A 16,175-nucleotide genomic window follows, 5' to 3' on the forward strand; every position below is an offset into this window, starting at 1 on the left:
AAGTTTTAAATAATAGTTGATTAAAAATTAGGTACATAAGGAGATAATATGGATAAATACATAGTCGAACCCCAAACAAAAGCGATTCAAAATTATGGGTTAGAGATTCTTTCCGTGTTTCATAATATTTGTGAAGCGAATGAATTAAAATATATTTTAGATTTTGGGACATTATTAGGGGCTGTTCGTCATCAAGGCTTTATACCTTGGGATGATGATATTGATGTTGCGATGCCAAGAAAGGATTTTGAAAAATTCAAATTAATTGCTAAAGAACAGTTACCTAAATCAATGTTTTTACAAATACATCAAACAGATCCCAATTATTACAACTGTATCGCAAAGATTAGAATCCCCAATAGTTTATATACAGAAAAAGCAATGCAATACTTTGACATGGTTCATGGACCCTGGTTAGATATTTTTGTCTATGATTATAAGTATGATGAAAAAGAAAAAGAAGCTGAAAAACAACGCCTTTACAATAAACAAAGACGATTTTATCCATTCATAATGGAAACGCTTGTCTCAGACCCTTCAAAGCATTATACTTTTATTCAAAAAATACTGAAAAATAGTTTACGTTTACTAATTTTAAAATCCCAACAAAAGCCAGAACGCGGCTTCTTCATGCACTATTTAGATGTTAAATACAAACGACTCAATCACTTAATAAAAAAAGCACCTGAAAAGAATCAGAGTGGCGAAATGATCACCTATACCTTTCCCATTCCTTCAGACAGTGCTGAAAAAGGTTTGCGTTTGAACATTGATCACTTCAACCACCGAAAACTTCAAAACTTTGAAGAAAAACAATTTTATATTCCTACTGACTACCATCAAATACTAGTGGATCGGTATGGTAAGTATCAAGAACTTCCTCCTTTTGAGGAACGAAAATCGAATCATCACTGGAAAGATAGATAATAAACTTTATAATTTCTATTTAGAAAGAGGCAACATCCTATTATGGCAAAAAAAATAGTCTGGTTTTTACTTGCAATAGCGACAGTCATTATATTGTTCCTAATTGTTGGCACTTCACAATCGCCTAAAAGTACGAGTAGCCAAGAGAGTAGTAAAGAAACCAAGATAGTATCTTATTCGAGGGATCCATTAGTAGAAGAAACGTCTCTAACAACAAGAATTCTTATTATAGGTGATTCTATCGGTTTTGGTATTGGTGATGAGGAAGGTTTGGGAATAGGGGAGCGCTACCGGGCACTCTTAAGTGAAAAAGAGAATGTAGAAATCAACCTTAATAATATTTCGGTTCCCGGCTACCAAAGTGACGAATTAGTAGAGGCGATTCAAAATCAGGATTCTCAAGCGCTCATTCAAGATGCTGGGTTAATTATCATTTCAATTGGAGGTAATGATTTAAGCCGTTTACAATTTCAGGAAAATTTAGAAGTGGCCTTTGAAGAGACACTCGCCATCTATATAGAAAACATCGATTTAGTTATAAGTAGGATTAATCAGTTGAATCCAGCGGCTACAATAGCTTTTGTTGGGTTATACAATCCCGATAGGAGTCAAGAAGCTATTATTACAAGTTCTCTTAGTAAGTGGAATAATGAGACCCAGTCTTTCCTAAACAGAAAGAGTGGAGTTGTTTATATACCAACCGATGAAATTTTTTCTGATGACCTTGAAAATTATCTGTCAGCCGATGGTTTTCATCCTAGCGGAGCTGGCTATCAAGCGATAGCAGAGTTATTAGATGACGTATTAGATGAAATGGATGAGTCGTAATCGACTTTCCAAACCCTTTAACGATAGCGCTTTCAAATTAAAAGGATTATAATAGACATATAAGAATAAAGCTGACTGCCGCTTAGGATAAAGTAAAGGAGTGTGCGCTCATGTCGAAAGTTAAATTTATTTTCGCACTTCTATTTCTGTTTATTCTCTTTGTAGTTCCTCTGTCACATGTCTTAGCGGAAAGTATTTCTGGTGATAACATTGTTATTGAGAGTGGGGAAACACTAGACAGCACGAGTTTTCTTTCAGGAGAAAATGTTCGCGTCGATGGTGATATTAATGGAACGACCTTTGTTACGGCCGGCTACATTGAAATAAATGGAACAATTGATGGTGACTTATTCGTCATGGGTCAAAGCACCGTTATAAACGGGCAAGTAAATGGGAGTGTCTTTATAGCGGGACAAGACGTTACTTTAAACTGTGTTGTAGAAAACTCCATTTATCTAGCTGGAGCAACGGTCAGAGTAAATTCTCAAACAGAAGGGAGTTCTTTCCTAGCAGGTCAAAATATTTTTATTGACAAAGAAGCAGTTATTAAAAAGGATGTTTTTGTCGGTGGTGCATCTGTTTACCAAAATGGAGTAATCAATGGTGATTTGACGAGTTCGAGTGATTCACTCACTATTGGTGGGGAAATTGATGGGAACCTTACCTATAGTAGCCAAAAACAAGCTGATTTGACAGAAAATTCTCAGGTGAGGGGCGAGACTACTTGGAGAAAAATTGAAAGACAACCAACTGAGGATACTTCCACGGCTCTATTTACTATGGCAGTTTTATATAAAGTTCTCTTTAGCATTGGAACTGCTTTGGTTATATGGCTCTTAGTACATCTATTACGGCCAACTTTCTGGGTAAAATTAGCAACAAAGCTGCTCCAATCACCACTTAAAACGCTAGGGTTCGGAGCTATAGCAATTATTGTGATTCCACTGTTAGCTATTTTACTCATGTTAACCGTTATTGGTATACCGTTAAGCTTTATAGTACTCATGCTTTATGGAATCACATTGTATGTCTCTAAGATTATTGTTTCAGTTTCAATAGGCGTATGGATACAAGAACGATTGCAATGGCCTTCAACACGATTATTTTGGCTATTTCTATTAGCTTTAACTATAGTTTCTGCTTTAGGAGTGATTCCAATAGTTGGTATGATTACGGGAGTAGTCACATTATTATTCGGAATGGGCGCCGTGACTTTGTCCATTTCAAGCGAAAGAATTTAAATTTTATTATGAATGAAAATATGGGGGTGGCATAAAGTCTTTTTAGATTTTATGTCATCTTCATATTTTTTTCAGGCAAAGGCATGATACTAGTTAATTAGAAAAGAGGGATAGAAATGAAAAATCCAGCTCTAATATTAGCTCTAACAGCAGTTACTTTGGGTATCTATTTACCCCTAAAAGCTGAAAACAACCAAGGTATTTCTTTACAATCTAGCCAAACAACTTCCGAAATGCCTCAGTTAAATTGGTCTTCTATGGAGGAAGCGATTGATTTTTATGAAAAAAATATTATTGCCGATAATGGGAAGGAGATGGGTGAAGCGGAGCTAAACATGGAATTTTACGAAAGAAATTCTTGGCAAATCAATGAGAAGTCTAACGAAACGATTGTTTTATCCATGAACAATGTCTCGAACTGTTCGCAATTCTGACTATAAAACAATTAACAGCGAAAAACTAATCCAGTGGATCTCTCCTTACCTCTATATGCAGATAATCCTTTTGAATCTTTTACTGAAGAAGTAACATTTTCCTACCTGAAAAAAGAAAAAGATTTAGGGGAGGACGTCTTCGCTCGTTTCTACGTATACAATGATGAGCAAAACTTTTTTGAATTTGTACTTGTTAAAGGTAAGACAACTCTAGAAGAAGATAGTGAATTTATAGGAATTTATCGTGTTTTTGAAGATAAATTAATTGTAGGAGTACCCAAAGGATAAAATAATGTAAAAAGAGTATGAAAATTTAATTGTTTGTGCTAAAGTTAACAATGTTTAAGGCATCTTATTCTTTTTATTTATCAAACGGATAAGGTTTTTTAAAATAAAAAATAGCGTTCAAAAACGTTATATAAGGAGGCTACAAATGGATTACGTAAACCCTAATGAAGCAGTAGCGACGATTGCTTTAGCAGGAGGTAAAAAAGCGAATCTTTCAAAAAAAGTTATTTTAATAGGGGCCATTCTATCTGGTGCCTTACTAGGTTTTGCGACGACCTTAGCATTGACGGCATCGACACAAACTGGACTTGATATTGTGGGGGCCATTCTTTTTCCAACAAGTTTTGTAATGATTTTGCTGTTGAATTTGGAACTGGTAACTGGATCATTTGCAATCTTACCAATTGCATATTTCAGAAAAGAAACAACTTTGAAACCCATGATACATAACCTATCCTGGGCTTTTATTGGAAATTTAATAGGCGGGCTTTTATATGCTGCTTTATTTAGTATTTCTGTGACAAGTTTTGGTACTGTTACGACCTCACCTTTGATTGAAAAAATTATTTTAGTTGCCGAAAATAAAACTTTATTCTATCAATCGATTGGGGCAGGCGGTCTCGTATTAGTTTTCGTTAAAGCAATTCTATGTAATTGGATGGTTGCATTGGGAGCAATTATGTCTTTTATGTCTAAATCTACAATCGGGAAGATTACAGCAATGTGGTTACCAATTTTAATCTTCTTCGCGCAAGGCTTTGAGCACGCCGTTGTAAATATGTCAATTATTCCCATCGGAATGTTAATTGGGGCTGACATTGGTATGGCTGACTGGTGGCTCTGGAACCTTATTCCTGTAACGATTGGTAATTTTATTGGTGCATTTTTATTTGTAGCATTACCCCTTCATTACAGTAAAACAGATAAAATATAATTTATCCTTGAATCGCAATTATAACTAAAGATAGAAAAAGTGGCTGGGACATAAGTTCCAACCACTTTTATTTATATTATTTAATGACTATCACATTAAACTAAACAATTTCAGATAAATAAACTTTGCGTTTTTCATTTAAGGACTTGGTGCAAGCATCCGCAGTAGCTATGGCTGATTTTGCAGCTTCGCCTGTGATAAGCGGCTCAAACTCCTTTGATGATTCCTTACCTTGTAGTAATCCGTGAAAGTATTCCATTTCTCTTTCCATGATAGTATAGAGCCATTGAGGTGTTTTACTTCCAGGTTTACCATAAGTAATACCACCACCTGTTTTATTCCCTTTATAGATGGCAGTTCGATTATCATCTTCTTCTTTGGTTTCATGTACGAGATAATATTCCTCGGAATTTTCTGTTTTTAAGGTTAGCTTTACATCTTGCATATCTATTTTGATAGCACCCTCAGTGCCTTGTATCAATAGATAATGTTCACTCCATCTAAAAGCTGAACCATATTCTAGAATGGCGTATCGATTATTATCAAACTCCAAATTGATTAATAGCATGTCATCTTCATCACCGAAATCTTCACCTCTATGGGCAACATTACCACCAGTCATATATGCCGAGATTGGATCTCCAAGAATAAATTGAATACAATCAAGTTCATGGATGTGATGGTATAAGTGGCCACCAGATTTACTACGTATTTTTTTCCAGCTGACTGTGTCTTGTGGTTCTTCCCATCCATTTCTTGCGGAATGACAGTAAAGAACGTCGCCAATTTTTCCTTCATTTATAAACTTTTTAGTAGTTCGGACACCATTGAAGAAATTCATGACATGTCCAGCCATAAAAATAACCTGATTTTCTTTACAAGCTTGAACCATTTCTGCACAATCATCATAAGATAAAGCGATTGGTTTTTCACAAAAAACATGAACCTTGTATTGGGCTGCTTTAATAACCGGTTCCTTATGAAGGTAATTTGGACTAGCAACGATGACTGCTTGTACGTCCTCTCGTTCATATAAAGTGTCTAAATCTGTTTCCACATCACATTTCAATTCCTTAGCAATGGCCTCGCCATGGTAAGGATCTAATACAGCAGTCACTTCGGCATTCTCTAAGTTGGTTAGAATTCTAGCTAATTCAGCACCAAAATAACCCGTTCCTACAATTGCATAGCCAATTTTATTCATAATAAGCACGTCCTATCTTATTTGTTTAAATTCTACTATAATCAATAGTGGCATTATACGGAATTATTATCAAGTTTTTAAAGGTTAGGATAGATTTAGAATTCGCTTATTGGTTTTTACAACTCACGAGAGGAAGTGATTTCAAGATTGAATTTTATATTTATAATCATTACGATTTTATGGTTGGGCGAGTTCCTCTTATTTCCTTCTTTAGATAAAGATATAAAATCAGAACAAAAAACATACTCAGTCATCTTTATTGCTATAATTGCGATTATTCTTTTAAATGCAAGTATGTTTTTTATGAGTATTTTAATAATAGATTGTTTCTTGTTCAGAATACTTGGGTTAATCATCTATTTTATGGGTTTAGTGCTAAGATACTGGTCACTCATCTTACTCGGTAAGAATTTCTCGCGCAATGTGGAAGTGCGAATGGATCAAACACTTATTATTAGGGGATCATATAAGTACCTCCGGCATCCTCTTTACATTGGATTATTTCTTTTAACAGTGGCCGTTCCTCTATACACAGGTGATTTGTTGATTTTTTTAGTGGCCGTTATTCTGATGTATCATGTGTTGAGAATTCGTATTAAAGAGGAAGAAGATTTTATGGAAGAGTACTTAGGTGAGCGGTATGTAAAGTGGAAAAAGGATAGGTATTGATCTTTATTCTTTAAAGCGAAAGCGACCAGGGTAAAAACCCTAGTCGCTTTTGTTATATAGTTGATGAGAAAATAAGATTGATAAGGAAAAGCAGACCTAATACATACATAATTTTATTTTGATTTTTTTGATCATTACTAAACAGCTTCATTAGTGGGTAAAAAATAAACCCAAATGATAGACCAGTAGCGATGCTACCAGTAAAAGGAATCATTACAATAATTAAAAAAGCCGGGAACCATTCTGTAAAATCATCATAATTGATTACTGCTAGTTGTTTCATCATTAAAGAGCCTGTAATAATAATAACGGGTGCAATCGCAGCTTGGGGAACATAAGTAAGTAAAGGGATAAAAAACAGTGATAACAAAAATAAAAAACCAGCTACGATTGCGGTAAGACCTTTTTTTCCACCACTTTCAATGCCAGCTGCACTTTCTGCGGCTGCCACTGTTGGACTTGTACCAAGAAGAGCAGAAATCAATGCAGTAACACTCGTTGCTTGTAATCCTCTTCTAAGAGAATGAGGTTGAGGTATTAACCCCTCTAATAAACCAATTGATTCAAAGATGAGAATCATGGACATAGAAAAAACGGCTAACAAAAAAGGAATGGAAAACATCTGCGAAAAATCAGGTTTGAATAAAATAGATGAATAATCTTTTAAATATTCTAGCTTAACATCGATTGTTGCTGCATCTTGAATATTTGCAAGTACACCTACAATTGTTGTAAAAATAATTCCGAGAAAGAAAGCACCATTTATTTTTTTAACAAACAAAAAGATAGAGAGTAACAAACCAAAAATACTGAGCAAAGCATGTGGATTTGTTAAAGATCCAAACTCAACAAAAGTGTTTGATCCACGTTGAATTAACTGAGCTTTTTCCAAGCCAATTTGCACTAAGAATAGGCCAATCCCAACGGTTATACCAGTTTTCAGAGTAGACGGAATCGCTTCGGTTAGGAGTTCAACGATTGGTGTAAAAGAAATAAAGAGAAAAATAAGACTACTAAGAAACGAAATTCCGATGGCACTCTGCCAAGAAAAGCCCATATTAACGACAATTGTATAGGTAAAGAAGGCATTAATACCCATTCCGGGTGTTAATACAATCGGAATATTAGCCCAAAACCCAATAATAAAACAACCAATGACGGAAGCAAAAATTGTCGCAAAAACGCTCAGATTGATTGGTATTCCGGCGTCTGCCAGAATAAGCGGGTTAACAATAATAATATAAGAAATTGCGAAAAAGCTTGTTATTCCCGCTATCACTTCTTCTTTTGACTCAGCCCATATTTTTTTTAATCTATTCATTAAAAAATCACTACTCCTTATAATTACATCTATAAAAACACTTCAATATCATATCATTTATCATTGAGAATAGATATATAAAATATAGTGATGGAATCAGGTTGACCAAGAAGGACAGGAAAGTTACTATGAAACCATCAAGTTACCAGTGTGTAGCAGTGAAGAGGTTCCAGTAAAAAAAGGATGTGTTAATTATGATAAACGTTAAAAATCTATATTACTCCTATAATAATGATGAAAATTATCAAGTTAAAAATGTCAGTTTTGAAGTGAAGGAAGGAGAAATATTTGGGTTTTTGGGACCTTCGGGGGCAGGAAAGTCAACGGTGCAAAATATTTTAACAGGACTTTTGCAAGTACAAAAAAATGATAGCGCTATTACGGTAGCGGGTTATGACATTTCTAATCCTTCAAAAGAACGATTTAATCAGATTGGTATGAGTTTTGAACAGTCTAATGTTTACAGTAAGCTAACCGCTAAAGAAAATTTAGATTTCTATGGAAAGTTATTTGATGTTCCAACCATAGATGCAACTGATTTATTAAAACAAGTAGGACTTCCAGACAAAGAAAATGTAAAAGCAGGAGAATTTTCTAAAGGAATGAAACACCGCCTCACATTCGCCCGATCGATGATAAATAATCCAAAACTCTGGTTTTTAGATGAGCCAACAACAGGCCTAGATCCTGCTATCGCAGCGGATATTAAAGATATTATTAAGAAGAAAAATAAAGATGGCGTTACGGTTTTTTTAACAACCCACAATATGTTGATTGCTGATGAACTGTGTGACCGAGTTGCTTTTATAGTAGATGGTGAAATTAAGCTGATTGATTCTCCTGAAAATTTAAAGCAACAATATGGAGATAAAATTGTAGAAGTTGAATATATTCAAGAAAATGAAGTAAAAAAACAAACCTTTTCTCTCATTCTTCCGGAAGATAAAAAAATACTTCAAACAATTATTGAAAATTACGAAATTAAAACGATGCATACGAAAGAAGCTACTCTGGAAGAAATATTTATAAAAGTAACGGGAAGGGGGCTCGTTTAAATGAAACTCTTTTCTAGTTTTGCAAAGGAGTTAAAAATCGCTTCTAGAGGATTTTACTTTTATATTGAAATATTAATGGCTGTAATCATATTAATAATATTTCTATTTGCAGTTCCGGATACTTTTACCAACAAAACATCAGAGTATCTATACCTCGATATGCCAAATGAAGTGAAAGAGACCTACTTAGAATCAATAAATGATAATCCTAAAAAAGCAAAAATAGTTATAGATAAAGTAGAAAAAGAGGCTTCTTTATACACGACTGAAAACAAAGAAATCTACATTTTGGATAGTCGCGCCGATGCCATTTATATGGCGGATGTCGAAAGACAAATTGTTGCGATTATTAATGTGGATGATAATCAGACTTTTAATTATGAGTATTTTTTACAAGGTTATGAATCAGAAAAGTATAAAGATTTGCTAAAAATTTTCCATGTAGAGTCAAGCGAAAAGATAGAAGAAGCAGTGGATAATCAAGATGTAAGATCTTTATCAACCAATTTTGAAGAGTTATCAGATAGAGAAAATATATTACCTTCAATATTAGTTTTTAATGGGGCACTTATGGGGTTATTTATTATCGCTGCCTATATTTTTTTAGATAGGCAAGAAGGGGTGATAAAAGCTTTTGCTTTGACACCTACACCCGTATGGCAATATCTGATGAGTAAAATTGGTGTTGTTATAATTACTTCAATCCTATCTAGTTTAGTGATTACAGTCCCTATTATGAAAAATCAACCCGACTATCTCTTGTTAGTTACTTTATTAATGACTTCAGCATTCTTTTCATCGTCACTTGGTCTTTTGATTGCAAGTTTCTATCGAAATATGATGCAAGCTTTTGGTGTATTATATACAATCATGATGCTCATGATTATTCCAAGTGTTGCCTATTTTATACCAAGTTGGAATCCATTTTGGATCCGATTTATTCCGAGTTATTTTATGTTAGAAGGCTTTAAAACGATACTACTCGGCAGTAACGACTGGCAGTATGTTTTGATGCTATCGGGCGGATTTTTACTCACAGGTCTTATTATATTTAAGATATCAAATAAACGCTATAAAAAAACGCTAGCAGGATAAGGAGGATTAATATGTTTAGAAGAATATGGACTATTTTCAAAAGAGATTTAAAAGTTAATGCAAAAGATGCTATTTCACTTTATATATTAATAATCCCTATACTATTTGCGATTTTAATAAATGTATTCTCACCAGGGATTAATGATACTACGATTAACCTAGCTTTGTTAACAGGTGATAATGAATCTAAAATTGAGTATTTTGAGAAATTTTCTAAAGTAGAGCTTTTCAATACCGAAGATGAAATAAAAGAAAGAGTTGAAAAGCGGGACGCTATAATTGGAATTATTCCTGAAAAGGAAACAGACTACTTATTGATTCAAGGTAACGAACCGCAAGAGATTGTAGATTATGCAAAACTATTAAAAAGTTTTTATGAACTAAACATAAATATAAAAGATTCAAACAGTACCTTAATTGAATTTAATCGAACTGTTCCGCCATTAAAAAAGACACTCGTTAATATTTCAATATTGTTTATTTCTATTCTCGGGGGCATGTTAATCGCTTTAAACATAGTTGAAGAAAAAGTGGATCACACATTGAGTGCGATAAATGTCACGCCCACATCTCGAGTCACTTTTTTATTAGGAAAATCCATTATGGGGATTATCCTTTCTGTATTCGGTTCGGTGGCATTGATAGGTATAACTGGCTTTGGTGGTATAAATATTTTACAGTTGTTATTGGTCGTCTTAATAACTAGTCTCTTAAGTATATTGGTCGGATTTATACAGGGTTTGATCAATACAGATATAATCGGGGCAGCTGGGAGTATAAAATTATTATTTTTACCGCTTATCGCAGGCGTTTTGGCTATCGAAATGTTAGGAGATAAATGGCAAAAATATTTTTATTGGAACCCGTTCTACTGGGCTTACAAAGGAAATGACCTAATTTTATCGCAAATTGGAACGTGGAGACAAATTTTGACTTACTCGATTTTTATTTTAGGTTTATGTGCGATTGTTTATGTTTTGCTAGCTCCAAGAATTAGAAAAGGACTCGAATAAAGCCCAAATGGATTTGACCTCCATTCTATGACAAGCTAGTAATTTGATTAAAGATGTAGTTCGAAATTATTAAAAATGGAGTGTTAAATAAAATGCTGGGTATTATGTTACGAGGAATGGCAGTAGAGGTAACAGAAGCGGTACCAGGAATTAGTGGAAGTACAGTTGCGATGATTTCGGGTGTTTATGAGCGTTTCATTTATTCTTTAAGCATGTTGACGACTAGAAAACGACGAAAGTCGCTACCGTTCTTATTATTATTTGGAACTGGAATGGTAATAGGATTTATTATTGCTATCTTTTTAGTAGGTTATCTGCTAAAGACCTTCCGTGCACCAACTTTGCTGTTTTTCGTTGGTATTATAGTGGGTTTTTCACCTTACCTATGGAAAGATATGCTTAAAATTTCTAAAAAAAGACTTAAAATGAAACATTACGTTATAATCTTCTTGTTGATAGGCATAGTTGTCATCACCCAACTGTTAGGACATACGAGTAATATGAATCTAACAAACCTCTCGCTTGCTGATTATTTTCTACTAGGGATGATTGGGTTAGCGGCTAGCACAGCGCTCCTTCTACCTGGGATAAGTGGGGCGTTAATCCTGACTATCTTTGGTGTCTACGAGTTTGCTATAGAATCACTTATTATGAGAAATTTACCAGTCGTTTTTGCAATTGGAACTGGCGTTTTAATTGGCGTTTTATTTTCAAGTAAGTTTATTCGTTACTTATTATTGCACTATCAATTAGAAACATACTGCGCGATGATTGGATTAGTAAGTGGCTCTATTTTTGCGATTTTATATAACCTAGACAGTTATTTCAATACGCAAACAATGATAATTTCTATTATTAGTTTTTTAGCTGGTGTTATTTCCTTAGTGGTTTTAGAAAAAATGCAAGATCAGAACTAAAACCTCAGTTAGGGTGATTTTTTATGAAAAAGAAGGGTATTACTTTCTTATTAGGAGGAATATGTTTTACAGTTTCTCAACTGCTATTGAGAATTCCGCTACTGAATTACTTTTTAGGAACTTCAAAATTTCAACTATTGTATATCTTGAATCCTTTATTGATAGGCATTCTAATAGCTTTCTCTGCAGGGGTTTTTGAAGAAAGCTTTCGATTCATTTTTAGAAATTTGTTTTTTAAAAAGAAAGATACGAAATTATCTGTTCCAATCATTTTTGGGTTGGGGCATGGAACAGTAGAAGCGATCTTTGTTCTAGCTTCCAGTCTTTCAGTAGTACCATTAGGAGAATTAAAGATAGCTCTTTTAGAAAGAGTGCTGGCTATCGTTCTTCATGTCGGGTTAACCGTTATAGTTTGGAATGGCTTTCAACGGAATAAAAAAATACAGTATCTTTTACTAGCCATCTTCATACATGGCTTAGCTAATTCACTGATTCCCATTTTAGTTCCATTTGCTTATAGTATATTAATAATAGAAAGTTTATTATTTTTAATTGATATATTTATTGTATTATATGTCTATCAATCAAAAAAATACTATTATTCAAAAGGAGAAAAAAGATGAAAAAGTATATGAAGAAATTGAATTTATTAGTAGGGATGAGTTTTCTTTTCTTAATTGGCTGTTCTGGGACAAATTTATCAGAGGCCTTTAATCAAGAAGAAGTTACCCAGCAAGCAAAAGAAACCATTAGAATTATCAATAATGAAGACTCGCAATCCCTTCTCGAAATGAGTACGGTTCAAATGAAGGCAGGGTTAAGTGAGGACGTCCTTGAACAAATTTATGCGGCAATAAAAGAAGCAGGAGAATTTGAGTCATTTGAAGATATCAGTGTTGCTGGAGATAAAGATAAATCGACAGAAGAAGAGTATGCCGTTGCTGTTGTGAATACAAAATATGAAAATAAAAAAATTACTTATACGATAACGTTTAGCAGTCAAATGAAATTAGCAGGTCTTTACTACAAATGAAAAGGGGCTGGAAAAAAACTAGCCTCCAATAAAAAAATCGTAATGAAAGAATCAAAATTCTGATTGTTTCATTACGATTTTTATTTTTTACTGCTTTTTTGTAAAAAGAACCCACTTTCCTTCTAGCCTCAAGGGCTAGTTTTGTAAGATTCATGCTCATAAGCATGATGCCGATGTCATTATGAACGGCTTGCTTACCTCTGACATGGGTTCTGCGCATGCCAAATACACCTTTCAAACGACCAAAAACAGTTTCTACGTCAATTTTTCGTTGTGCGTAGATTTCTTTGCCACGATCGCTTTCAAGATTTTCTTTTGCATGCTGCTTAAAGTATTCCCAGTTATAGTTGACCGCTGTCTGGCGCTGGGCACCTTTCGGTGTCTTGGCTAATTGCTTGCGTGTTTCGTCCGGTTGTTCCTCATCAGCCTTGTATACTTTAAATTGTCTTTGGTAACCGTTCTTATCATTTCGCGTACTGTAATGTGAGAAACTAAAATGGACGCCGTCTAAATCTGTATAAGCATCTTTAATCTCATCATAGTCCCAGTTAGCGCGGTGTTTAGGATTAGAACGATAGGTTTTACTGTTCTCTTTATGATACATGCCGTATGGAATGAGCGGTACTTTCTGAAAGGTATCCAGAACCGCCTCGTAATTTTCTTCACTGCCATAGCCAGCGTCTGCGGCGATATATTTAAATAAATCTAACGTTTGAATAGATTCTAAAAAAGGGATAAACGTGCGTGTATCCGTCGGATTTGAAAAAATATCATACGCAATGACAAACTGATTGCTCGATGCGACTTGAAGATTATAACCTGGTTTTAACTCACGGTTCTTCATCGGGTCTTCTTTCATGCACATGAACGTTGCGTCTGTATCTGTTTTTGAGAAACTGTTGCGGCCATCAAATATGGCGTTTGCTTCTTTATAGCGTTGCTTACGCGGCAAGAAATCTTTTTTACATTTATTCCGATGTTTCTTGAGGATGCGACGACGTCGCTTCAGTTTTAAACCCCCTTTGGGAATCACTTTTTCTTCTGTAATCGCCGCTTCAACGGCCACAAGTTCTTTGTCTAGGGAACCGATTATTTCTTCAATGCCTTCGGATGTTTGTAAGGTCTCTTCCGATAGAGCGAGGTTTACTTTTGCTTGGATGAGCTCCTCATACAATTGTGAAACGTTGTCATTGAGTTTCGCTTCATAGCGTGCAATTGCTTTCTTCCAAGTGAAACTATAAATATTGGCATCGGCTTGTATCTTTGTACCATCGATATAGAGCGCATCTTCATGAATCAAGCCGTTGTCACTCAAGAGTGTTGTGAAAAGAATAAAGGCATACTTGATGAGTTTTGATGCGTGCTCACTTGACCGGAAATTATTGATAGTCTTGTAGCTAATAGGAGTATCGCCCGTTAACCACTTCATAGGAATGGATTCTTCATTCATCCGTCCCATTTTGCGTCCAGAAAAGGTTGTGCGACTATAGGCAAACAAGCACATTTTTAAAAGCATGGCGGGATGAAAAGCAGGACGACCTGTATGAGACGTTTCTTCCAGAAGAAATTCCGAAGGAATCGAATCGACAAAACGGCTAATGAGGCGGGCTTCATGGTCATTCGGGATTGTAAAATCCAATTGTAGTGTGAAGGCTGTTTCCATTGTGTTATAATTTTGATACACGGTGAGTCACTCCTTTGGTTTTTGGTCGTACTTAAATTATAAGGTATTCGACTCACTGTGTCTTTTAAAACGATAAAAATCCCCCACTCCTTCAAAATGAAAGAGTGGGGGATTTTCTTTATTCAGAGACTAAGTTTTTTCCCAGCCCCTTTTTTATTAAATTTCTAAAGCGTCATTTTCACCTAAATCAGGGTCTTTGTCAGTCGCCATTCCTTTAGCAAATTCAAAAGCATTTTTTAGAATGTTGTTTGAAGTCCAGTATTCAACACTATCAATGTTCACTTTCAAGAGAATAACTTGATCATCTTCCGGACCACCATCGAAGAAAGTTTTATTTGCTTTTGACCACAAATCCTTTTTTGTTTCAACATCATCAACTATTTCAACAGTACCACTAACTGAAATATAATCGTCGCCGCTAAAAGAAATATTTACAGAATTATTTTTCTTTAATTCCGTTGTTTTTTCCGAGTCTCTTTCTGAGAAAAACCAAAGAACATCATCTTCAATATCTCCTTGACGCGTCATTGGATGACTAACAAGCTTTCCGCTCTCATTAACATTTGTCATCATTCCAATATCATAGTCCTTAATCAACTTGTACACTTTTTCTTTATCCACTATTAAACACTCCTTTTTAATTAGTTATAAAACAGAGTAATAATTACTAGATTTTAAGCTTAACTTTATGATAGAGGAAACAAAAAAATATTACAAATATTTGATATTTGGGTAGATTTAAAAAAAGTTTGTCCATATCCTCAACTAAATCAATAAAAATAATTATCTACTTGATATTTTTTTCTAAAACTATCAAGTAAATAAGATATTTAAAACTCTTTCTTTACATCTAACTAATAGCGACTGGGACGACGATTCTCAGTCTCTGTATTAGTTTTTTTAGCGTGATTCTGCTAGCAACTGTTTGACTTCATCATCTGTTAGTTGAGGAAATGCTTCGTAATAAGCGCCTACGGAACCTCGGTAATAGTCCGGGATTGTTAATACAACTAATTCATCTACTTTTTCACTTAAAAGTGTAACCATTTCTTTAGGGAGTACAGGTACAGCCAGAAACAGTTTTTTTGGGTTTTGTTGTTTAATCTCATCAATAGCGGCTAGAACGGTAAAACCTGTCGCAATGCCGTCATCAACTAATATAACTGTTTTCCCAGTAAACGTTTGGCGCTGATGATTTTCAAAGTACAAAGTTTGGCGCCGTATAATTTCGTTTCTCGCTTTAGAAATAGCAGCTTCAAGCCAATCCTTATTTAAATATCTCGTTTCTCTTCTGTTTAAAAGTGGCTCGGAGTTTTCAGCTAGTGAACCGATTGCGTATTCTGGATTTTGAGGTGAGCCAATCTTTCGCGTAATGACCAAATCAAGTGGGGCTTGTAAGTGTTTAGCTATTTCTAAACCAAGTGGAACGCCACCACGAGGTAACGCTACAACAACGATGTCTTCTGCTGAATCAGCAGTAAACTTTTCGGCTAGTAATCTTCCCGCTTCTTTTCGATCCTTAAATTCCATAT

General features: G+C 34.7%; 18 protein-coding genes. 13 read left to right on the forward strand and 5 right to left on the reverse strand.

What is annotated here, in order from left to right:
• Positions 1-48: 48 nt before the first annotated feature.
• The 6 genes from BW727_RS03715 (at position 49) to BW727_RS03740 (ending at position 4,652) form a co-directional block, all read left to right on the forward strand.
• On the forward strand, positions 49-927 hold the full coding sequence (locus BW727_RS03715; RefSeq protein ID WP_062471054.1) for a LicD family protein: 879 nt from the start codon (positions 49-51) through the stop codon (positions 925-927).
• A 42-nt stretch (positions 928-969) separates the two neighbouring features.
• Positions 970-1,755, forward strand: a complete 786-nt coding sequence (locus BW727_RS03720) for an SGNH/GDSL hydrolase family protein (protein ID WP_062471057.1) — start codon at positions 970-972, stop codon at positions 1,753-1,755.
• Between the two features lie 110 nt (positions 1,756-1,865).
• Positions 1,866-2,996 (forward strand): DUF8173 domain-containing protein, encoded by a 1,131-nt coding sequence (locus BW727_RS03725; RefSeq protein WP_062471060.1) that lies wholly within the window; start codon positions 1,866-1,868, stop codon positions 2,994-2,996.
• A 116-nt stretch (positions 2,997-3,112) separates the two neighbouring features.
• On the forward strand, positions 3,113-3,430 hold the full coding sequence (locus BW727_RS03730) for a hypothetical protein (RefSeq protein WP_062471064.1): 318 nt from the start codon (positions 3,113-3,115) through the stop codon (positions 3,428-3,430).
• A gap of 33 nt (positions 3,431-3,463) precedes the next feature.
• Positions 3,464-3,718, forward strand: coding sequence for a hypothetical protein (locus BW727_RS03735; RefSeq protein ID WP_062471067.1), 255 nt, complete (start codon positions 3,464-3,466; stop codon positions 3,716-3,718).
• 145 nt (positions 3,719-3,863) lie between these two features.
• Positions 3,864-4,652, forward strand: coding sequence for a formate/nitrite transporter family protein (locus BW727_RS03740; RefSeq protein WP_062471070.1), 789 nt, complete (start codon positions 3,864-3,866; stop codon positions 4,650-4,652).
• A 100-nt stretch (positions 4,653-4,752) separates the two neighbouring features.
• On the opposite strand, the gene BW727_RS03745 is transcribed toward BW727_RS03740, so the two are convergent.
• A complete protein-coding gene (locus tag BW727_RS03745) occupies positions 4,753-5,856 on the reverse strand; it encodes a Gfo/Idh/MocA family protein (protein ID WP_062471075.1) in 1,104 nt (367 codons plus the stop codon).
• Positions 5,857-6,159: 303 nt separating this feature from the next.
• On the opposite strand from BW727_RS03745, the gene BW727_RS03750 reads away from it, so the two are divergent.
• Positions 6,160-6,525, forward strand: a complete 366-nt coding sequence (locus BW727_RS03750; protein ID WP_227807245.1) for a methyltransferase family protein — start codon at positions 6,160-6,162, stop codon at positions 6,523-6,525.
• 52 nt (positions 6,526-6,577) lie between these two features.
• Here BW727_RS03750 and BW727_RS03755 read toward each other — a convergent pair whose 3' ends face one another.
• The gene (locus BW727_RS03755) at positions 6,578-7,846 is read right to left on the reverse strand and encodes an NCS2 family permease (protein ID WP_149025717.1); all 1,269 of its coding nucleotides are present in this window, start codon (positions 7,844-7,846) and stop codon (positions 6,578-6,580) included.
• A 194-nt stretch (positions 7,847-8,040) separates the two neighbouring features.
• Here BW727_RS03755 and BW727_RS03760 point away from each other — a divergent pair, with 194 nt between their 5' ends.
• The 6 genes from BW727_RS03760 to BW727_RS03785 all read left to right on the forward strand — a co-directional run bounded on the left by BW727_RS03760 (position 8,041) and on the right by BW727_RS03785 (position 12,959).
• Positions 8,041-8,901 (forward strand): ABC transporter ATP-binding protein, encoded by an 861-nt coding sequence (locus BW727_RS03760; RefSeq protein WP_062471085.1) that lies wholly within the window; start codon positions 8,041-8,043, stop codon positions 8,899-8,901.
• On the forward strand, positions 8,902-9,996 hold the full coding sequence (locus BW727_RS03765; RefSeq protein WP_062471088.1) for an ABC transporter permease: 1,095 nt from the start codon (positions 8,902-8,904) through the stop codon (positions 9,994-9,996).
• An 11-nt stretch (positions 9,997-10,007) separates the two neighbouring features.
• The gene (locus BW727_RS03770) at positions 10,008-11,009 is read left to right on the forward strand and encodes an ABC transporter permease (protein WP_062471091.1); all 1,002 of its coding nucleotides are present in this window, start codon (positions 10,008-10,010) and stop codon (positions 11,007-11,009) included.
• Positions 11,010-11,101: 92 nt separating this feature from the next.
• Entirely contained in the window at positions 11,102-11,926 is an 825-nt protein-coding gene (locus BW727_RS03775; RefSeq protein WP_062471094.1) for a DUF368 domain-containing protein, read from the forward strand.
• Between the two features lie 23 nt (positions 11,927-11,949).
• A complete protein-coding gene (locus BW727_RS03780) occupies positions 11,950-12,549 on the forward strand; it encodes a YhfC family glutamic-type intramembrane protease (RefSeq protein WP_062471097.1) in 600 nt (199 codons plus the stop codon).
• A complete protein-coding gene (locus BW727_RS03785) occupies positions 12,546-12,959 on the forward strand; it encodes a DUF3887 domain-containing protein (RefSeq protein ID WP_062471100.1) in 414 nt (137 codons plus the stop codon). Before BW727_RS03780 ends, BW727_RS03785 begins: the two co-directional genes overlap by 4 nt.
• Here BW727_RS03785 and BW727_RS03790 read toward each other — a convergent pair.
• From BW727_RS03790 to BW727_RS03800, 3 genes are all read right to left on the reverse strand, one after another.
• Positions 12,919-14,643: an IS1182 family transposase gene (locus BW727_RS03790; RefSeq protein ID WP_149025718.1), complete on the reverse strand. Its 1,725-nt coding sequence runs from the start codon at positions 14,641-14,643 to the stop codon at positions 12,919-12,921. The two genes, BW727_RS03785 and BW727_RS03790, sit on opposite strands and share 41 nt — an antisense overlap.
• 156 nt (positions 14,644-14,799) lie before the next feature.
• Complete coding sequence (locus BW727_RS03795; protein WP_062469980.1) at positions 14,800-15,264, reverse strand: pyridoxamine 5'-phosphate oxidase family protein; 465 nt, start codon at positions 15,262-15,264, stop codon at positions 14,800-14,802.
• Positions 15,265-15,543: 279 nt separating this feature from the next.
• Complete coding sequence (locus tag BW727_RS03800; protein WP_062469982.1) at positions 15,544-16,173, reverse strand: phosphoribosyltransferase; 630 nt, start codon at positions 16,171-16,173, stop codon at positions 15,544-15,546.
• Positions 16,174-16,175: the final 2 nt, after the last annotated feature.

Source organism: Jeotgalibaca dankookensis, assembly GCF_002005405.1.
GTDB classification, from domain to species: domain Bacteria; phylum Bacillota; class Bacilli; order Lactobacillales; family Aerococcaceae; genus Jeotgalibaca; species Jeotgalibaca dankookensis.

What these genes read in the sequence shown, in the direction of transcription:
- BW727_RS03740 (WP_062471070.1), top strand. Translation starts at nt 3,864, where the DNA reads ATGGATTACGTAAACCCTAATGAAGCAGTAGCGACGATTGCTTTAGCA.
- BW727_RS03765 (WP_062471088.1), top strand. Translation starts at nt 8,902, where the DNA reads ATGAAACTCTTTTCTAGTTTTGCAAAGGAGTTAAAAATCGCTTCTAGA.
- BW727_RS03800 (WP_062469982.1), bottom strand. Translation starts at nt 16,173, where the DNA reads ATGGAATTTAAGGATCGAAAAGAAGCGGGAAGATTACTAGCCGAAAAG.
- BW727_RS03745 (WP_062471075.1), bottom strand. Translation starts at nt 5,856, where the DNA reads ATGAATAAAATTGGCTATGCAATTGTAGGAACGGGTTATTTTGGTGCT.
- BW727_RS03715 (WP_062471054.1), top strand. Translation starts at nt 49, where the DNA reads ATGGATAAATACATAGTCGAACCCCAAACAAAAGCGATTCAAAATTAT.
- BW727_RS03760 (WP_062471085.1), top strand. Translation starts at nt 8,041, where the DNA reads ATGATAAACGTTAAAAATCTATATTACTCCTATAATAATGATGAAAAT.
- BW727_RS03750 (WP_227807245.1), top strand. Translation starts at nt 6,160, where the DNA reads ATGAGTATTTTAATAATAGATTGTTTCTTGTTCAGAATACTTGGGTTA.
- BW727_RS03775 (WP_062471094.1), top strand. Translation starts at nt 11,102, where the DNA reads ATGCTGGGTATTATGTTACGAGGAATGGCAGTAGAGGTAACAGAAGCG.
- BW727_RS03770 (WP_062471091.1), top strand. Translation starts at nt 10,008, where the DNA reads ATGTTTAGAAGAATATGGACTATTTTCAAAAGAGATTTAAAAGTTAAT.
- BW727_RS03730 (WP_062471064.1), top strand. Translation starts at nt 3,113, where the DNA reads ATGAAAAATCCAGCTCTAATATTAGCTCTAACAGCAGTTACTTTGGGT.
- BW727_RS03725 (WP_062471060.1), top strand. Translation starts at nt 1,866, where the DNA reads ATGTCGAAAGTTAAATTTATTTTCGCACTTCTATTTCTGTTTATTCTC.
- BW727_RS03780 (WP_062471097.1), top strand. Translation starts at nt 11,950, where the DNA reads ATGAAAAAGAAGGGTATTACTTTCTTATTAGGAGGAATATGTTTTACA.
- BW727_RS03755 (WP_149025717.1), bottom strand. Translation starts at nt 7,846, where the DNA reads ATGAATAGATTAAAAAAAATATGGGCTGAGTCAAAAGAAGAAGTGATA.
- BW727_RS03785 (WP_062471100.1), top strand. Translation starts at nt 12,546, where the DNA reads ATGAAAAAGTATATGAAGAAATTGAATTTATTAGTAGGGATGAGTTTT.
- BW727_RS03720 (WP_062471057.1), top strand. Translation starts at nt 970, where the DNA reads ATGGCAAAAAAAATAGTCTGGTTTTTACTTGCAATAGCGACAGTCATT.